Origin of the sequence: Micromonospora sp. NPDC049274, from assembly GCF_040678875.1 — a bacterium.
GTDB lineage: Bacteria > Actinomycetota > Actinomycetes > Mycobacteriales > Micromonosporaceae > Micromonospora.
In genome coordinates this window covers 42,931-57,228 of record NZ_JBFAQS010000029.1, presented here as the reverse complement: position 1 = coordinate 57,228, position 14,298 = coordinate 42,931, and the positions used below count along the sequence as shown (strand labels likewise).

Genomic DNA, 14,298 nt, shown 5'->3' with positions numbered 1-14,298 from the left:
GCACTCGATCCATGCCTGTCTACCGACGGAGTCACCCTCATCGATCGGACCCGCTGTGCGACACACCCGACCAACCCAAATCTAAAACGCGCTCTCAGAGTCGCCGTGCCGGGGCGTCAGGCGGCTGCTCACCGCGTCGGGCGGACCGGACCGGGGCGACGCGGGGTCGCCCGACCCGAAACACCGCGAGCGGTTGGCCTGCGACCCGCTCGGCGAGCCGACCGGCGGTCGTGGGGCAGTCGATGAGCTGGCTGAGCGGATGGACCGCCAGACCGTGCCGTGCGAGAGCCAGCCACGTCCGCAGCAGACGTCGGCCCGCGCTGATCCGGTCGTCGTCGGCGGCGAGGAGGACCAGGACGCTGCCGTCGTAGCGCAACAGGCCGCGACCGCTGGCGGCCAGCAGCGCCGGCAGGCCCAGTCGGCGGGTGACCGGGTACGCGCGCAGCGCTGCGGACAGGACGCGCGCTTCGATCCGGGACAGGCTTAGCGCTCGATCCGTGAGTCCATCGAGGTGATAGCGAGGGTGGCGTGGGCTCAGGCGCAGCCAGTCCCGCAACTCGACCGCGACGGCGGGTGTGCCGAACATCCACCTGTCAGCGACGACCAGGTCCGATACGAGATCCCGGGTCGGAATGTGTGCGATACCCGGCTCGAGATCGGCGAGGACGGCGTCGTCGACGTACCCCGGTTCATATGGACCACGGGCGACCCGGCGGGCCTCGATGTCGGCGATCGTGAACGGAGTCGCGTATCGATGTGCCGCGGGGACCAGCCGTGGACCGGGCGCCACGGTCACGGGGAGGCCGAGTTCGGCGGAGACGATGAGGCAGGTCTCGACGAACGCGCCGATGCCGAGGGTCAGGTCGCGTCCGGTCGGGTCGGAGTCGGGCAGGCGGCAGGCGGGATCGACGTCGATGGTGATCTCGTCGGTGCGATACTCCGGTCGCCACGGCTGCGTGTTGTGGGCGCTCGGTGCCCGGCGGCAGATCGCCTCGGCGGCCCGCAACCGCTCGACCCAGCTCACACTGCTCCTCGCTCGTAGAAGGTGTACCCGTGCAGTGGCCGCCCGCCCGCGCGCCGGTACTGAGCGGCCGAGGCGACGTTCGTCCGCTCGACGAAGGTGCTGCGCAGCGTCCGGTAGCCGTTGCGGGCGAGGTTGCGGTGCAACTCCCGGGACAGCAGCGTCAGGTACCCGTTGCCCTGCTCCTCGGGAACGGTGCCCTTGATGATGAGGACCGCGTCCCGCCGGTATCGGCCGCGGGTGGCGAGAAGCCGAAGCTGATTGAGTACGCCGAGACGGCCGCCGACGCGCATGAGGTATTCGGAGATGTCCGGCACGGTGACGACGAACGCGACGGGTCGGCCGGCCTTCTCCAGCCAGAGGAGCAGCCCCTCGTCGAGCAGGAACGCCAGGCCGTCGGTCTGCTCCGCCAGCTGCTCGGCGGAGATGTCGGTGTAGTAGCCCAACTGCGCGAAGCTCGCGTTGAGCATCTCGCGCAGGATCGGCAGTTGGCTACGCAGGTGCCATCGGGAGCCGTGCCGGATGACGAGCCGTTCGGCGGCCATCCGGGCATCGTCGAAGGCGAACCCGTGGTCAGCGTGGGCGGGCAGCGGCGCACCCGTGGCCGTACCGTCGAGGTCGACGAGCCAGGTGTCGGCCTCGAAGCGACGGTGGAAGCCGTGCCGCTCGTACATGTCCGGGTAGTAGGCGGGGTTCCACGCCGAGTCCACGAAGCCACGGTCGGCGAAGCCGGAGGTGATCACCCCGCCGGTCTGGTTGGGCAGCAGGGCCACCGGCCCGAACAGCTGTCGACCATCGGCCCGGGTCTCGACCGCGTCCATGATGGCGGTGAAGACGTCGTCGTCATCGACGAACTCGGTGTGCCCGAACAGCTGCCGCGGGCCGACCTTGGCGTCGAAGGGCGCACTGCGGTGCATGCTGGTGCGTCCCACGACCTCGCCGCGTCGGTCGCGGACCACGAACAGCTCGGCGGCGCCGCGGTGGGCCGCGATGACCGATGACAAAAGGGGTACGTACCGATCGCGCGGGTGGAGCCGGAGCGGAAAGTCGACGAATGCCCGCAGGTCGGCCCGCGACCGTACGGGATCCAGTCTCATGAGCGGTGCACCGGCGGGCCGGACGTCTCACGCGAGAGCGGGGTGAAGGTCGGTATGTGGGCCATGCCGTCGGACTCGGCGCGCCAGATGCCGTTGCTGTAGCCCTCGGGCTCGGCGTTGTAGAGGCGGATGTAGCCGCCTGTCGCGTTCGTCGTGCCGTGATCGGTCACCCAGCACATGAGGTCACGGTGATGGCGGCTGCGGGCGAACGTCAGGAGCGCGTCACGGTCGCTGAAGAAGGCGATGGTGCCGAGTGTGAACGGAAACTGGTAGTAGACGGTGTGCCACCGGTATCCGTCCATCCGCCGCATCTGTCGGACCATCTTGAACCAGGTCCGGGTGAGCGTGAGGATCGAGCGCGGCCCCCGGTAGCGGGTGGCGCCGACGAACATGGCTGTCGCCTGGCCCACCGCCGGCGCGGCGGAGAAGTCGGTGGTCCTCATGCCGGCACGCCCTTCACCAGGTAGACGTTCTTGATCTTGGAGGCCGTGTCCGCGAACGGGCCGGTGCCGTACTCGTGGACCTCCACCCGTAGGTCCGCCGCGGACGGGTCCTCGGCGAGGGACTCGGCGAAGTCCCGGCTGACCTCGGCGAGGTGGCGCAACACTCCCGCGCGGCAGGTGTCGGTGAGGGTTCGCCGCTGCACCGGGTCGAGCGTCAGGCCCTCGCGGAGTTGCAGGTTGACGACCGGTCGGCTCTCCAGGTCGGCCTGCTCGGTCACGGCGAGGCAGAAGCTCTGCAGCAGGTGCGCCTGGGGATTGCCGGCATAGAGGCCGTACTCGACGTCCTGCGGGTAGATGTTGGCGCCCATGTACGAGATCGTGCTGTCCTTGCGGCCGTACAGGAACAGCAGCGGTAGGCGCATCCGGTCGACCTGCCAGGCGCGGTCCGCGGCGGCCCGCGCGGCGGGGTCGGCGATCGCGGCCAGGACATCCGGGTACGACATCAGCCGGCCCTCGTCGCCGATGTTGTAGCGGACCCGGGGATTGAGCACGGCCGTCGAGTTGATGGTGCAGAGCACCTCGTTGTCCGCTGTGGTCTCCAGGTACGTCTCCAGCGGGTTGTACTGGAAGACCATCGGCAGCCGGTGCTCGTCGGCGCCGAGCAGGGCGGTCCGCAGTGCGGCGTCGGTACGCAGTCGTCGGCGGACCCAGACGCTGAAATCGCTCTCCCCGGCCATGCCGATGGTGAGGTCGCTGGCCCCGTAGCCGGAGCGCACCTTGACGAAGCGTTCCTCCAGGTAGTCGCGCAGCGCCTCGGTCATCCCCTCACCGCCGACAAGTCCACTGATGCGGTACTCGGCCCAGGGGAAGCCCTCGGCGTCGAGCTTGTCGCGTAGGTGCTTCAGGAACGGCGGGTAGGCGGTGACGATGTAGTCGAAGCCGGGGCCGAAGTACACCAGGGTGTCGACGATCTTCCGCAGGTCGGGGCCCGTGTTCTTGACCATCGCGATCGCCGACATGGCGATGCCGGTGTTGGTCCCGGTCGCCCAGGCGCCCATCGAGTACGCGTTGATGACGAACCGCCGCTTCGACGGGAACACCATTGTCGCGTAGCCGGCCAGGTTCTTGTGCACCGAGCGCAGCTCGCGGCGGCTGCGGATCCAGTTGAACGGCTGGCCGGACGAGCCCGACGACTCGTCGACCACGCTGCCGGCGATCTCGATCTCCCCGTGCCGACACCGCTGCTCCTCGGAGTACGCCTGCACGTACGACCGCTTGTCGGTGGGCGGGTACGACGACAGGTCGAACCAGCGGAACCGCCATTGGTGCCGGCGGAGAAAGTCGCCGTACGCGGGAACGTCGATCGCGGCGAACTGGCAGGTCATCCAGGCGTGCAGCCGGGCGAAGCGTCCCATGTAGGGGCGGTACTGACGTGCGGTGAGCCGCCACACCGCCGGATGGATCCGGTAGAGGGTGTAGAGCCAGGTCAGGGCGAAGCTCGAGGCCCGCAGGGTCCACCGACGCAGGAATGTCACCACGCGGCAACACTATTGGTAGGTCGAGCCGGCCACCTGATGGCGGGTACTCAGCCGCCCTGAGTATGCGAACGACGCCGTTTCGGCGCTTCCCGCGAGCACCACGACGTCGGCACGCCCGACGCCGCGAGATGGCGGACGGAGGCGTCGGGGTGTTCGAGGCAACGCCCTCGAACCCAGGCGCCGACCAGCTTGAAGACCTCCGCGCTCTCCGCTGGCGGCACCTGCACGTCTCCGCTGCCGTGGACGGCGAGATCCGTTTGGGCCACCGGCGTCGCCGCATCGACCTGCTGCTCGTCAGAAAGTTGATCGTCCCTTGAACCCGTTTTGCCTCTGCTACGTCGGTGTTGTGGACGCGCCTGGAGGTCGAGTCCTGACCGACCACATCGGAGGCTACGAGACGGTATTCGAGCTGCACCAATCGTCAGCCCTCCACGTCGGAGACCCTGCGCTGCATCCGATTCGCGGTGGCAGAGCAACGGCGGACCGCCTCATCGGGTGGTTCGACGTTCGACGGCGAGAGCAGCCCACACCCTGAGGCTGTTCGCCACGACCTCACCGCACGCGATTGCCTAGCTATTTGACCAATTTGCCGGTGGTTTCGACCTGAGACGGCCGGCGGTAGTGGAAGGAAGCGTATGCCCTCTCGTGCCACGAAACCGCGCCTCGCGCTTGCGTCGGTCGGCGTTATCGGCCTGACCCTCATCATCGCCGGGTGTAGCGGCGGCACCGAGCCAGACGATCGGGCCGCAAACATGCCCAAGGTTGACTGCGCCCAGTTCGGCCAGTATGGCGACCTGAAGGGCAAGACCGTCAGCATTTATGCGGGCATCGTCACGCCCGAGGACAAGGCTTACACCGACTCGTACAAGCCGTTCGAGGAGTGCACCGGCGCCACTATCAAGTACGAGGGCGACAAGTCCTTCGAGACGCAGATCCTCGTCCGCGCCAAGGCCGGCAACCCGCCGGACCTCGCCATCGTGCCGCAGCCAGGCCTGCTCCGGCAGCTCGTCGGCACCGGTCGTGTCAAGGAGGCGCCGACCGAGGTCGCGGCGAACGTCGACAAGTTCTGGGACAAGGAATGGAAGACGTACGGGACCGTCGACGGCAAGTTCTACGGCGCCCCGTCAGGCGCGAGCATCAAGTCGCTGGTCTGGTACTCCCCGAAGGAGTTCAAGGACAACGGCTACCAGGTGCCCAAGACGCTCGACGAGCTGATGCAGCTGACCGACAAGATGGCGACCAAGGGCAGGAAGCCCTGGTGCGCGGGCATCGCCAGCGGCGAGGCCACCGGGTGGCCGATCACCGACTGGATGGAGGACATGATGCTCCGGCTCAATGGGCCGGAGTCCTACGACAAGTGGGTCAGCCATCAGATCGCCTTCAACTCGCCCGAGGCGGCAGCGGCACTCGACGAGGCCGGCAAGATCCTCAAGAACCCGAAGTACGTCAACGGCGGTCTCGGCGACGTCAAGAGCGTCGCCACCACGACCTTCCAGGACGCCGGCCTGCCGATCCTCGATGGCACCTGCTCGCTGCACCGACAGGCCAGCTTCTACGCGGCCAACTTCCCGCCGGGCACCAAGGTGGCCGAGGACGGCGACGTCTTCGCCTTCTACCTGCCCGGCAAGGACGCCAGCCGTAAGCCCCTGCTCGGCGGCGGTGAGTTCAACATCGCGTTCAGCGATCGACCCGAGGTTAAGGCCTTCCAGACCTACCTCTCCACGGACACCTGGGCCAATGTCAAGGCCTCCGTCTCCCAGGGCTGGGTGAGCGCCAACAAGGGCCTGGACGTGACCAAGGTCAGCAACCCGATCGACAAGCTCGCCGTGGACCTGCTGCAGGACCCGCAAGCAGTGTTCCGCTTCGACGGCTCGGACCGGATGCCGGGCGCCGTGGGTTCCAACGCGTTCTGGAAACAGGCCACGAGCTGGATCACCGGGCAGAGCACCCAGCAGACGGTGGACAACATCGAATCCGCCTGGCCCAAGTGAGCTGAAGCAATGGGGCCGGTCGGCGCGAACCGCGTCGACCGGCCCCGAACTATCGAGGGAGGTGAGCTCTGTGAATACTGCTGGCAAACTACTTTTGATGGCGAGCGCGGTCCTGCTCTTCTTGGCGGTGGTCGGCGTCATCCTCTTCGTGGCTGGGCGCTTCAGCGGCCGCCGCAGCGACCGCCGCGTTGCGTTCCTGTATCTGGCTCCAGCCCTTGCCCTGCTCGCCGTCGGGCTGGTGTACCCGGCAGCACGCACCATCTACCAGTCATTCTTCGACGCCGCCGGCGAAACATTCATCGGCGTCGACAACTACCGTACGATCTTCACCTCGAGCGACCAGCTGACGGTGCTCCGCAACACGGTGCTCTGGGTGCTCGTGACCCCATTCGTCGCCACTGGCGTCGGGCTGCTCTACGCGATTCTGGTGGACAAAGCTCGACTTGAATCGTTCGCCAAGGCGCTGATTTTCCTGCCGATGTCAATCTCCTTCGTCGGTGCCTCGATCATCTGGAAGTTCATCTACGAGTATCGGCCCGACCAGGCCGGGGTCAAACAGATCGGTCTGCTGAACCAGGTGATCGTCTGGGCCCACGGCACTCCGCAACAGTGGCTGGTCAGCCCACCCTGGAACACTCTCTTCCTCATCCTGGTGATGATCTGGATCCAGGCTGGCTTCGCCATGACAGTCCTCTCGGCGGCGATCAAGGCCATCCCGGACGACGTGGTGGAGGCCGCCCGGCTCGACGGGGTCACCGCGCTGGGCATGTTCCGGTTCGTGACTCTGCCGAGCATCCGGCCCGCCGTGGTGGTCGTGCTCACCACGATCGGCATCGGCACGCTGAAGGTCTTCGACATCGTCCGGACCATGACCGGCGGTCAGTTCGACACCAGCGTCGTCGCCAACGAGTTCTACAGCCAGAGCTTCCGAAGCGGCAACGAGGGTCTTGGCGCGGCGCTGGCGGTGCTGCTCTTCGTCCTGGTCGTCCCGATCGTCGTCTACAACGTCCGACAACTGCGCGCAGCGGAGGCACGATGACCGTGACCAGCACTCCCCTGAGCACGACCCCACCGATCGACCCAGTCAGGCAGGCGCCGGCCAGCGCCAAGAAGAAGCTCACCTCCTCCTGGGCCTCGCTGGCGGCCGTGCTTCTCGCCGTGCTCTGGACGCTGCCCACCTTCGGTCTCGGGATCTCCTCGCTCCGGCCGGAGCGGGCGATCAAGACCACCGGCTGGTGGACGTTTTTCAGCGATCCGACGGTGACCCTGGACAACTACCGGGCGGTGCTCAGTGCCGAGGGGTCCGAAGGGCTGGGCAGCTTCTTCGTCAACTCGTTCGTGATCACCATTCCGTCGGTGATCATCCCGCTCTGTCTGGCGTCGTTGGCCGCGTACGCCTTTGCCTGGATCAACTTCCCGGGGCGCAACGTGCTCTTCGTCGGGGTGTTCGCGCTGCAGATCGTGCCCATCCAGGTCACCCTCATCCCACTACTCACGCTCTACGTGAAAATGGGGATCGCGGGCTCTTTCTGGACCATCTGGCTGTCTCACTCGATCTTCGCGCTCCCCCTGGCGATATTCCTGTTGCACAACTTCATGAAGGAGATTCCGGCCGGCCTCCTCGAGGCAGCGCGCATGGACGGCGCCGGGCACGTGCAGATCTTCTTCAGGGTGCTGCTGCCGCTGCTCACGCCGGCCCTTGCCGCGTTCGGCATCTTCCAGTTCCTCTGGGTCTGGAACGACCTGCTGGTCGCGCTCACCTTTGCCGGTGGGGGCAACGCGGTCGCTCCGATCACGGTGGCGCTTGCGAACCTCACCGGCACACGGGGCACGGCCTGGCACCTGCTGTCGGCGGGCGCCTTCGTCTCCATCATCGTGCCCGTCACCGTGTTCCTGCTCCTGCAGCGCTATTTCGTCCGCGGTCTGCTTGCTGGGGGACTCAAGGGCTGACAGTTGTCACCACGACACATTCGCTCCTCGAAGGGCTCGGCCAGGCTGAGTCGCTGCGAGTGATGATGAATGGGCTTCTCCAAGCCACGGCGACGGAGGCGTCCGGCTACGAGCACAAGCTCGCGATCGTCAGCCGGAGGCCTCCGTCGCCGCGCTCGCGGTGTCCGAGACAGGGTCTGCCGTTGGTAGCCATCGGCGAAAGGGGGTACGTCGCCGAGGACAGGTCGCCCGACTTCGACGGGGAAGGCGGATCGCGTGCAGAAGTACAGCCTGGACGCACAGGCGCGGGAGCATCTGGAGCGCGCCCTCGCGGGGAGCGCGGGCCGCAGTGCGGCGACGGTGTACGGCGGCCACGAACACACGCTTCGGCAGACCATCATCGCCCTGCGCACGGGGACCGAACTCAGTGATCACGAAAACCCGGGAGAGGCGACGATCCTCGTACTACGCGGGCGGGTCGAGCTCATCGACGCCACGACGAGCTGGACTGGTCGACAGGGAGATCTGCTCGTCGTCCCGCAGCGGCGACATCGGCTCAGCGCGCACGAGGACTCGGTGGTGTTGTTGACCGTGGCGAAGGTTGCTCCCGCGCCAGCCGACGTGCGGTGATCGGACGGGGTCACGGGCGTACCGTCAACACCGTCTTTCCCGGTCGATGTCCGTCGTTGCCCGCGTATGCCTGCCGCCCGTCACTGAGCGGAAAGGTCCGCGCCACGAGTACGCGCAACGCGCCGTCGTCCACCAGTTGCGCGAGCCGAGCCGACTGACTTCTGCTGGGGGTGACAACGAAGAACATCAGTGTGGCTTTGCGCTCCTCTCCCAGGCCGGCGGAGGGCGGCGCAGAGAGCGTGACCAGCCGACCTCCCGGGCGCAGGACGGCCACGGAACGAACGAGCGTCTCCCCGCCAACGGTATCGATCACCACATCGACGTCGCTCACCTCGGCCTCGAACGGCCGCTTGGTGTAGTCGATGACCCGGGTGGCGCCGAGCTCACCGAGCAGCACGGCGTCGGCTTCTCGAGCCGTGGCGGTGACTCGCGCGCCGTGCAGGGCGGCGAGCTGGACCGCGAAGGCGCCCACTCCTCCGGCACCCCCATGGATCAGTACGTGCTCCCCCGAGGCTATCCGCGCGTGATCGTGCAGGGCCTGCCAGGCGGTCAACGCCGCGAGCGGTAGGGCGGCGGTTTCGACGTGCCCGATCCGGCGGGGACGGTGGGCGAGGGCACTCGCGTCGACGGTGACGAACTCGGCGGCGGCGCCGTTCCTGTTGAAGTCGATCAACCCGTACACCTCGTCGCCCACCGCGAGGTCGGTGACCGCTTCACCGGTCGCGGCCACCACCCCGGAGACTTCGTGCGACGGGATCATGGGAATCCGGTCACCGCCGTCGGCGGTCCGCCAACTCTGCTCCCATCCAAGCTCGGCGAAGGTGATCCCCGCCGCGGACACAGCGACGAGCACTTCACCGCGGACAGGAGTCGGCACCGGTGCATCCTCGTAGACCAATGTGTCCGGGGCGTCGCGCTCGTAGGCGCGTAGGGCCTTCATCATCGCCACCTGAATCTCCCGACTGTCGGAAACGTCCCCAGGACAGACATCCTATTTCAACGCCAATTCACATTCAGGCTCTTGGCAATCAGAAGCGGACCCGGCGACATCAGGATGACTCCCGGGTCGGTGGACCGGCAGTGCCAGAAAGCGGCACCACCGTCCACCGATCGTGCGGTCAGGCGTGGTCAGACAGCGAACGGGAGGCGGTCCATTGATCGGAGCCGAACACCTCATAGCGGATGCGCTCACTCGGCAGACCACGTCGGCGCAGCTCGGAGCGGACCATACGCATGAAGGGCAGCGGACCGCAGAGGTAGGCCTCCGCGTCGGAGGGAAGCGGAATCGCCTCGGGCTCGATCAGACCGGTCCGAACTTCCGCGCCGGCTGGTCCGTCTCCCTGCGGCTGCTCGTACCACACCAGGTGCCGGAAGGTCCGCAAACGCGCGCCACTGCTGGTGATGTCGCCCTGCAGCGGATGCCGCAGAGGGCTGCTCTCCGCGTGCGCCGCGGTGACCTCCCGCTGCGGCTGGGTCCGGGCGACGTGCTCGAGGATCGCCGCCATCGGAGTGATGCCGACGCCGGCGCTGATCAACACCAGTGGATGGGTGCCGGCACTGAGGGTCAGGTCGCCGTACGGCGCGCTGAGCGTCAACTGATCCCCGACCCTGACGTGGTCGTGCAGGTGAGACGAGACCAGGCCGTCCGGAGCGCCGCCGCGTCCGCGGACGCGCCGAACCGTGATGCGAAGCGCGCCGGAGGAAGAAGCCTGCGAGAGAGAGTACTGGCGCATCTGCTGTCCGCCATCGCGCAGCGGCACCAGCACCGACACATACTGTCCTGCCAGGAAGGTGGGCGTCGCCATTCCGTCGGCGGGCGCCAGGACCAGCGAGACGGTGTCGTGGGCCTCCTCGCGCCGGGCCACGACTGTGAACGGGCGCCACGGCCGGCCAGCGGTGACTCCCGCGGTCGCATAGAGCCGCGCCTCCGCGCCGACCAGCCGTACGGCGAACAGCCAGTAGACCTCGTCCCAGGCCGCCGCAATCTCTGGGGTTACCGCTGCGCCCAACACCGAACCGATCGCGTCCATCAGGTAACGACCGACCAGTGTGTACTGCTCGGGACGAATACCGAGCGCCGCGTGCCGGTGCGCGATGCGGTCGACGATCAGATCGAACGGCGGAGCGTCCGGACCGTCCTGGCCGACCAGATGTGTGGCGAAGGCGGCGATGGACGCAGCGAGGGCACTGCGTTGCGCACCCGTGGCTTGAGCGCTCCGGCTGAACACGTTCAGAAGTTCCGGGTGGTCGGCGAGCATGGTGTCGTAGAAGGTCCCCGTTATTGCGTCCAAATGCTCACCGACGACTGGCAGGGTTGCTGCGATGACCGGTGCGTGGGCTACGGACAACATGGTGCCTCCGCTGAATCGTTGTTCGGAAAAGGTGGAGAGGGGCAACTAGTGGGAGGCGAGAGTCAAGGGCGCCGCGAGTAACACCGACGTCGGCGCGGCGATCAGGTCATCGATGCTGACGCGATCCAGGCTCGCGTAGAAGGCCTCCTGCGCGACACGGAGCTCGGCGCGGAGTCGGCAGCCCGCCAACAGTGGGCAGGCCGGTTCGTCGCAGGAGACGACTTCGGATTCCCCCTCCAGATCTCGCAACAGTTGGCCCACCGTGACTGTTGATGTGCCGCTGATCAGCCGCACCCCACCCCCGCGACCACGGGTGGTTTCCAGTACGCCCAGGTGCTGCAACCGCTGCACCACCTTCGCCAGATGGGTGCGGGGCACGGCCAACGCAACGGCCAACTCGTCGATGGTGCTTCGACCGCCACGGCTCGCACCCAACATGACTATGCGAAGCGCGATGTCGCTGGAGCGGTTGATGCGCATGAGCAGAAAGCTAGACGAAAACAGGAGTCTCACACTCCTGTTTGTGGACAGCCTCACAACTGCCCAGATGACCTGAACTCGCGGGCCTCGGCAGCCGTTGTGCGGTCACCGGCACAGGTAAGGAGATCGACCAGTTGAGACCAAGACCCGCGTCGGCGACGGCCGACGAGCATGCCCCGCACGTCATGTCAGGAGAACGCGCCACGCTCGGCTGGCCCACACCATGAACATCGACGGACTGAGGCGCAGTTGGTCACTACTGGTGGAGCAGGGGGATCAGGCGCCCCTCTATTTCTACTCCACCCTGTTCGCGGCCAGCCCGGAAATTCGAGAGATGTTTCCGACGAACATGGCGGGGCAGCGGGAGCGGCTTTTCACCGCGCTTGGACACACTGTCGCGAACATCGACCAACTGCCGCGAATCACCGAATATCTCAGGAGCCTCGGCCGCGATCACCGCAAGTTCGCGGTGCGCGCGGACCAGTACCCGTTATTGGGAAGAGCGTTGGCCGCCACGTTTCAGCACTTCCTCGGACCCGAGTGGACCAGGGAACTCGCCGACGACTGGAGCAGCGCCTTTGCCATGATCGCCCAGATCATGATTGACGCGGCCGCGGAGTCGGAGCGGACCAGCCCGCCGTGGTGGGTCGGCGAGGTCATCGCACACGAGCGGCGTACGTTCGACGTCGCGGTGCTGACCCTGCGGCCGTCCTACCTCTTGCCCTTCACGCCTGGGCAGTCGATCAGTCTGTCCCCCTCGGCGAGCCGTGCCTGGCGCTACTACTCGCCTGCCAACGCGCCGAGGCCCGACGGCACCATCGAGTTGCACGTCCGCGCCACCCCAGGCGGACTTGTCAGCTCGCGGCTGGTCTACGGCACCACCGTCGGCGACCAGCTCCACCTCGCCGCTCCCGTCGGCGAACGGCTCGCCCTGACACAGGCAGGCGATCGGGATCTCGTCCTTGTCGCGGGGGGCACTGGTTGGGCGCCGCTGAAGGCACTGGTCGAGCAGGTCGCCGCCGAGGGCGGCCAGCGCCAGGTCAGCCTGTACGTGACAGCCCGCTCCCGCGGCGACCTCTACGACTCGGCGTACCTGAGCGAGGCGGCAACTCGGTACCACTGGCTGACGGTCCGGCATCTCGTCGAGCCGCGGACGGGCGGAAACGGCCCGGGCGGCCTTGTCGGCACTCAGGAGGTGGCCAGCGGCGGCTGGCGGGATCGCCACGTCTACCTCTGCGGCGGGGATTCGATGGTGCGGGCAACCCTCGACAGTCTTCGCGATGCCGGCTTCCACGAGGCTCAACTCCACCACGAGGGACTGAGCACCGGGTGGTACGGCGCCGACTGGCGGACGCAGGTCGGGTCGAGTGATCAACGATCTCACGCGAAGGTGACACATGAGCGCTGAACCCCTCGCCCAGTATGACGGCGGCGACATCTCAGGTGATGTCGCACCGAGGGCGCGGCTCACCGCGGACAGAGTCCGGCGCTGGACCTTCAGCCCGGCGCCGCTGACCCGGCGTGGCTACGATGCCCGCTCGGCCGAAGCGTTCCGCGCTCAGGTCGCCGACGAACTCGATGTGCTGGCATCCCAACTCGCCAACCTGAGGGCGGAGAATCAGCGACTCAATGATCATGTCGAGCTGCATCGCCACGGGGTGATTCCCAGTGCCCGCCTCGACCACATACCTGGCGCACGGGAGGTGAATCTCTTGTCCTCCGCCCAGCGCGAGGCCGAGAACATCATCGGCCAGGCGCACGAGTACGCCCGGCAGGTCGCCGAATACGCTCGCCAGCAGTACGAGGGCTACTTGGAAGCAGCAGCGGAGGATGCTCGGCGCGAAGCCGAGCGGACAGTTCACGAGCACCGATCAATCGCTGGAGCCGACGTCGACAACGGTGAGGCCATGAGAGAAGCCCTGCGCGCGTACGGCCACCTGATGATCTCGCACCTCCAGGCGGCGGCACAGCACCTCCATAACGGAAGCAGGCAACTCTCGGCGACGATGGAAAGGATCACCGCGGAGGGTGTGCCCGGCACGACTTCCGCCAGCCGTCCGGCACTGCCGCCACAGCCATAATCCGACTAGCGCCCCTGCCAAAGCCCCTCGCCGCAGGCCGGTCAGGGGCTTGGCACGGCCCCAGGTCCGTGCACGTCCCGTCGGCGGGGAAACAACGGAGCGGAAGCGAAGCGGCGCTCGGCCGACCCCTCGGAGGAGAAGTACGGCCCGCCCGGCCGCCAGACACGACGGGCCGACCGTGCTGCCGGTTGACCGGCTCGTGGACCGACCTCTGCGGAGGGGCGCCCTCGTCGCTTGCTCGCCGGCCCGTCACGCCCATGTCGACTTCTGACCGGCGTCCAGCACTGCCACAAATGAGACGAGCGATATGTTTTGTGCGCGGCACGGCAACCCTCAGACGCTCAGGGCGATCTGGCCATCAACCCCATCTGCACCATTTGCCAGGCCGCGCCGACGGGCCGCACAGACCCGACTGCGAGGGCTACTGTGCAGTAGCGCTCTCGGAACGACTGCTGGCGGTGGACAAAGATCGATGACATGTGACCAAGCCCGGCAAGGCCGGGTGTCGATGTATCTGTTGGGCCTGTTGGACAGCCCAACGGAGGAAGAATTCGAGCGACACCTCGGCTCCTGCGCCACGTGCCTCCAGGAGAGCGAGGACCTGCACTCGGTGACAACCGCGATGCTGCAGACGATGCGAGCCGGGCAGTGTGCCACCGCGCAGATCCCGCGCCAGCGGACCGGGCGGGACAACGACCCGAGCGAACCAGGGCAGCCCTAGCCCGCCAGGGCAGCGG

At 67.2% G+C, this 14,298-nt stretch carries 15 protein-coding genes; 8 read left to right on the top strand and 7 right to left on the bottom strand.

The genetic code is table 11. The features are described 5' to 3' along the window. Positions 1-94 precede the first annotated feature (94 nt). The 4 genes from AB0K10_RS32290 to AB0K10_RS32275 are packed head-to-tail and all read right to left on the bottom strand — an operon-like array spanning position 95 to position 4,099. Positions 95-1,024, bottom strand: a complete 930-nt coding sequence (locus AB0K10_RS32290) for a hypothetical protein (RefSeq protein WP_363689868.1) — start codon at positions 1,022-1,024, stop codon at positions 95-97. Beyond that, complete coding sequence (locus AB0K10_RS32285) at positions 1,021-2,118, bottom strand: hypothetical protein (RefSeq protein ID WP_363689866.1); 1,098 nt, start codon at positions 2,116-2,118, stop codon at positions 1,021-1,023. Before AB0K10_RS32285 ends, AB0K10_RS32290 begins: the two co-directional genes overlap by 4 nt. Next, the gene (locus AB0K10_RS32280) at positions 2,115-2,561 is read right to left on the bottom strand and encodes a DUF4188 domain-containing protein (protein ID WP_363689864.1); all 447 of its coding nucleotides are present in this window, start codon (positions 2,559-2,561) and stop codon (positions 2,115-2,117) included. Before AB0K10_RS32280 ends, AB0K10_RS32285 begins: the two co-directional genes overlap by 4 nt. Next, complete coding sequence (locus AB0K10_RS32275) at positions 2,558-4,099, bottom strand: phenylacetate--CoA ligase family protein (protein WP_363689862.1); 1,542 nt, start codon at positions 4,097-4,099, stop codon at positions 2,558-2,560. Before AB0K10_RS32275 ends, AB0K10_RS32280 begins: the two co-directional genes overlap by 4 nt. A 149-nt stretch (positions 4,100-4,248) precedes the next feature. On the opposite strand from AB0K10_RS32275, the gene AB0K10_RS32270 reads away from it, so the two are divergent. From AB0K10_RS32270 to AB0K10_RS32250, 5 genes are all read left to right on the top strand, one after another. Beyond that, on the top strand, positions 4,249-4,416 hold the full coding sequence (locus AB0K10_RS32270) for a hypothetical protein (protein ID WP_363689861.1): 168 nt from the start codon (positions 4,249-4,251) through the stop codon (positions 4,414-4,416). A 318-nt stretch (positions 4,417-4,734) separates the two neighbouring features. Beyond that, positions 4,735-6,090 (top strand): ABC transporter substrate-binding protein, encoded by a 1,356-nt coding sequence (locus tag AB0K10_RS32265; protein WP_363689859.1) that lies wholly within the window; start codon positions 4,735-4,737, stop codon positions 6,088-6,090. 97 nt (positions 6,091-6,187) lie between these two features. Next, complete coding sequence (locus AB0K10_RS32260) at positions 6,188-7,129, top strand: sugar ABC transporter permease (protein WP_363689872.1); 942 nt, start codon at positions 6,188-6,190, stop codon at positions 7,127-7,129. Then, the gene (locus AB0K10_RS32255; RefSeq protein WP_363689857.1) at positions 7,126-8,040 is read left to right on the top strand and encodes a carbohydrate ABC transporter permease; all 915 of its coding nucleotides are present in this window, start codon (positions 7,126-7,128) and stop codon (positions 8,038-8,040) included. Before AB0K10_RS32260 ends, AB0K10_RS32255 begins: the two co-directional genes overlap by 4 nt. A 255-nt stretch (positions 8,041-8,295) precedes the next feature. Next, positions 8,296-8,649: a cupin domain-containing protein gene (locus tag AB0K10_RS32250; RefSeq protein WP_363689855.1), complete on the top strand. Its 354-nt coding sequence runs from the start codon at positions 8,296-8,298 to the stop codon at positions 8,647-8,649. A gap of 10 nt (positions 8,650-8,659) precedes the next feature. Here AB0K10_RS32250 and AB0K10_RS32245 read toward each other — a convergent pair whose 3' ends face one another. From AB0K10_RS32245 to AB0K10_RS32235, 3 genes are all read right to left on the bottom strand, one after another. Then, a complete protein-coding gene (locus tag AB0K10_RS32245) occupies positions 8,660-9,592 on the bottom strand; it encodes an NADP-dependent oxidoreductase (protein WP_363689870.1) in 933 nt (310 codons plus the stop codon). A 175-nt stretch (positions 9,593-9,767) separates the two neighbouring features. Next, entirely contained in the window at positions 9,768-11,000 is a 1,233-nt protein-coding gene (locus AB0K10_RS32240) for an FAD-binding oxidoreductase (protein ID WP_363689853.1), read from the bottom strand. A 45-nt stretch (positions 11,001-11,045) separates the two neighbouring features. Next, entirely contained in the window at positions 11,046-11,480 is a 435-nt protein-coding gene (locus AB0K10_RS32235; RefSeq protein ID WP_363689851.1) for an Rrf2 family transcriptional regulator, read from the bottom strand. Between the two features lie 223 nt (positions 11,481-11,703). Between AB0K10_RS32235 and AB0K10_RS32230 the strand changes: the two genes are divergently transcribed. From AB0K10_RS32230 to AB0K10_RS32220, 3 genes are all read left to right on the top strand, one after another. Further along, on the top strand, positions 11,704-12,888 hold the full coding sequence (locus tag AB0K10_RS32230) for a globin domain-containing protein (protein ID WP_363689849.1): 1,185 nt from the start codon (positions 11,704-11,706) through the stop codon (positions 12,886-12,888). Continuing rightward, positions 12,878-13,561, top strand: coding sequence for a cell division protein DivIVA (locus AB0K10_RS32225; protein ID WP_363689847.1), 684 nt, complete (start codon positions 12,878-12,880; stop codon positions 13,559-13,561). Before AB0K10_RS32230 ends, AB0K10_RS32225 begins: the two co-directional genes overlap by 11 nt. Positions 13,562-13,868: 307 nt before the next feature. Beyond that, a complete protein-coding gene (locus AB0K10_RS32220; RefSeq protein ID WP_363689845.1) occupies positions 13,869-14,282 on the top strand; it encodes a zf-HC2 domain-containing protein in 414 nt (137 codons plus the stop codon). The last annotated feature ends 16 nt before the right edge of the window (positions 14,283-14,298 follow it).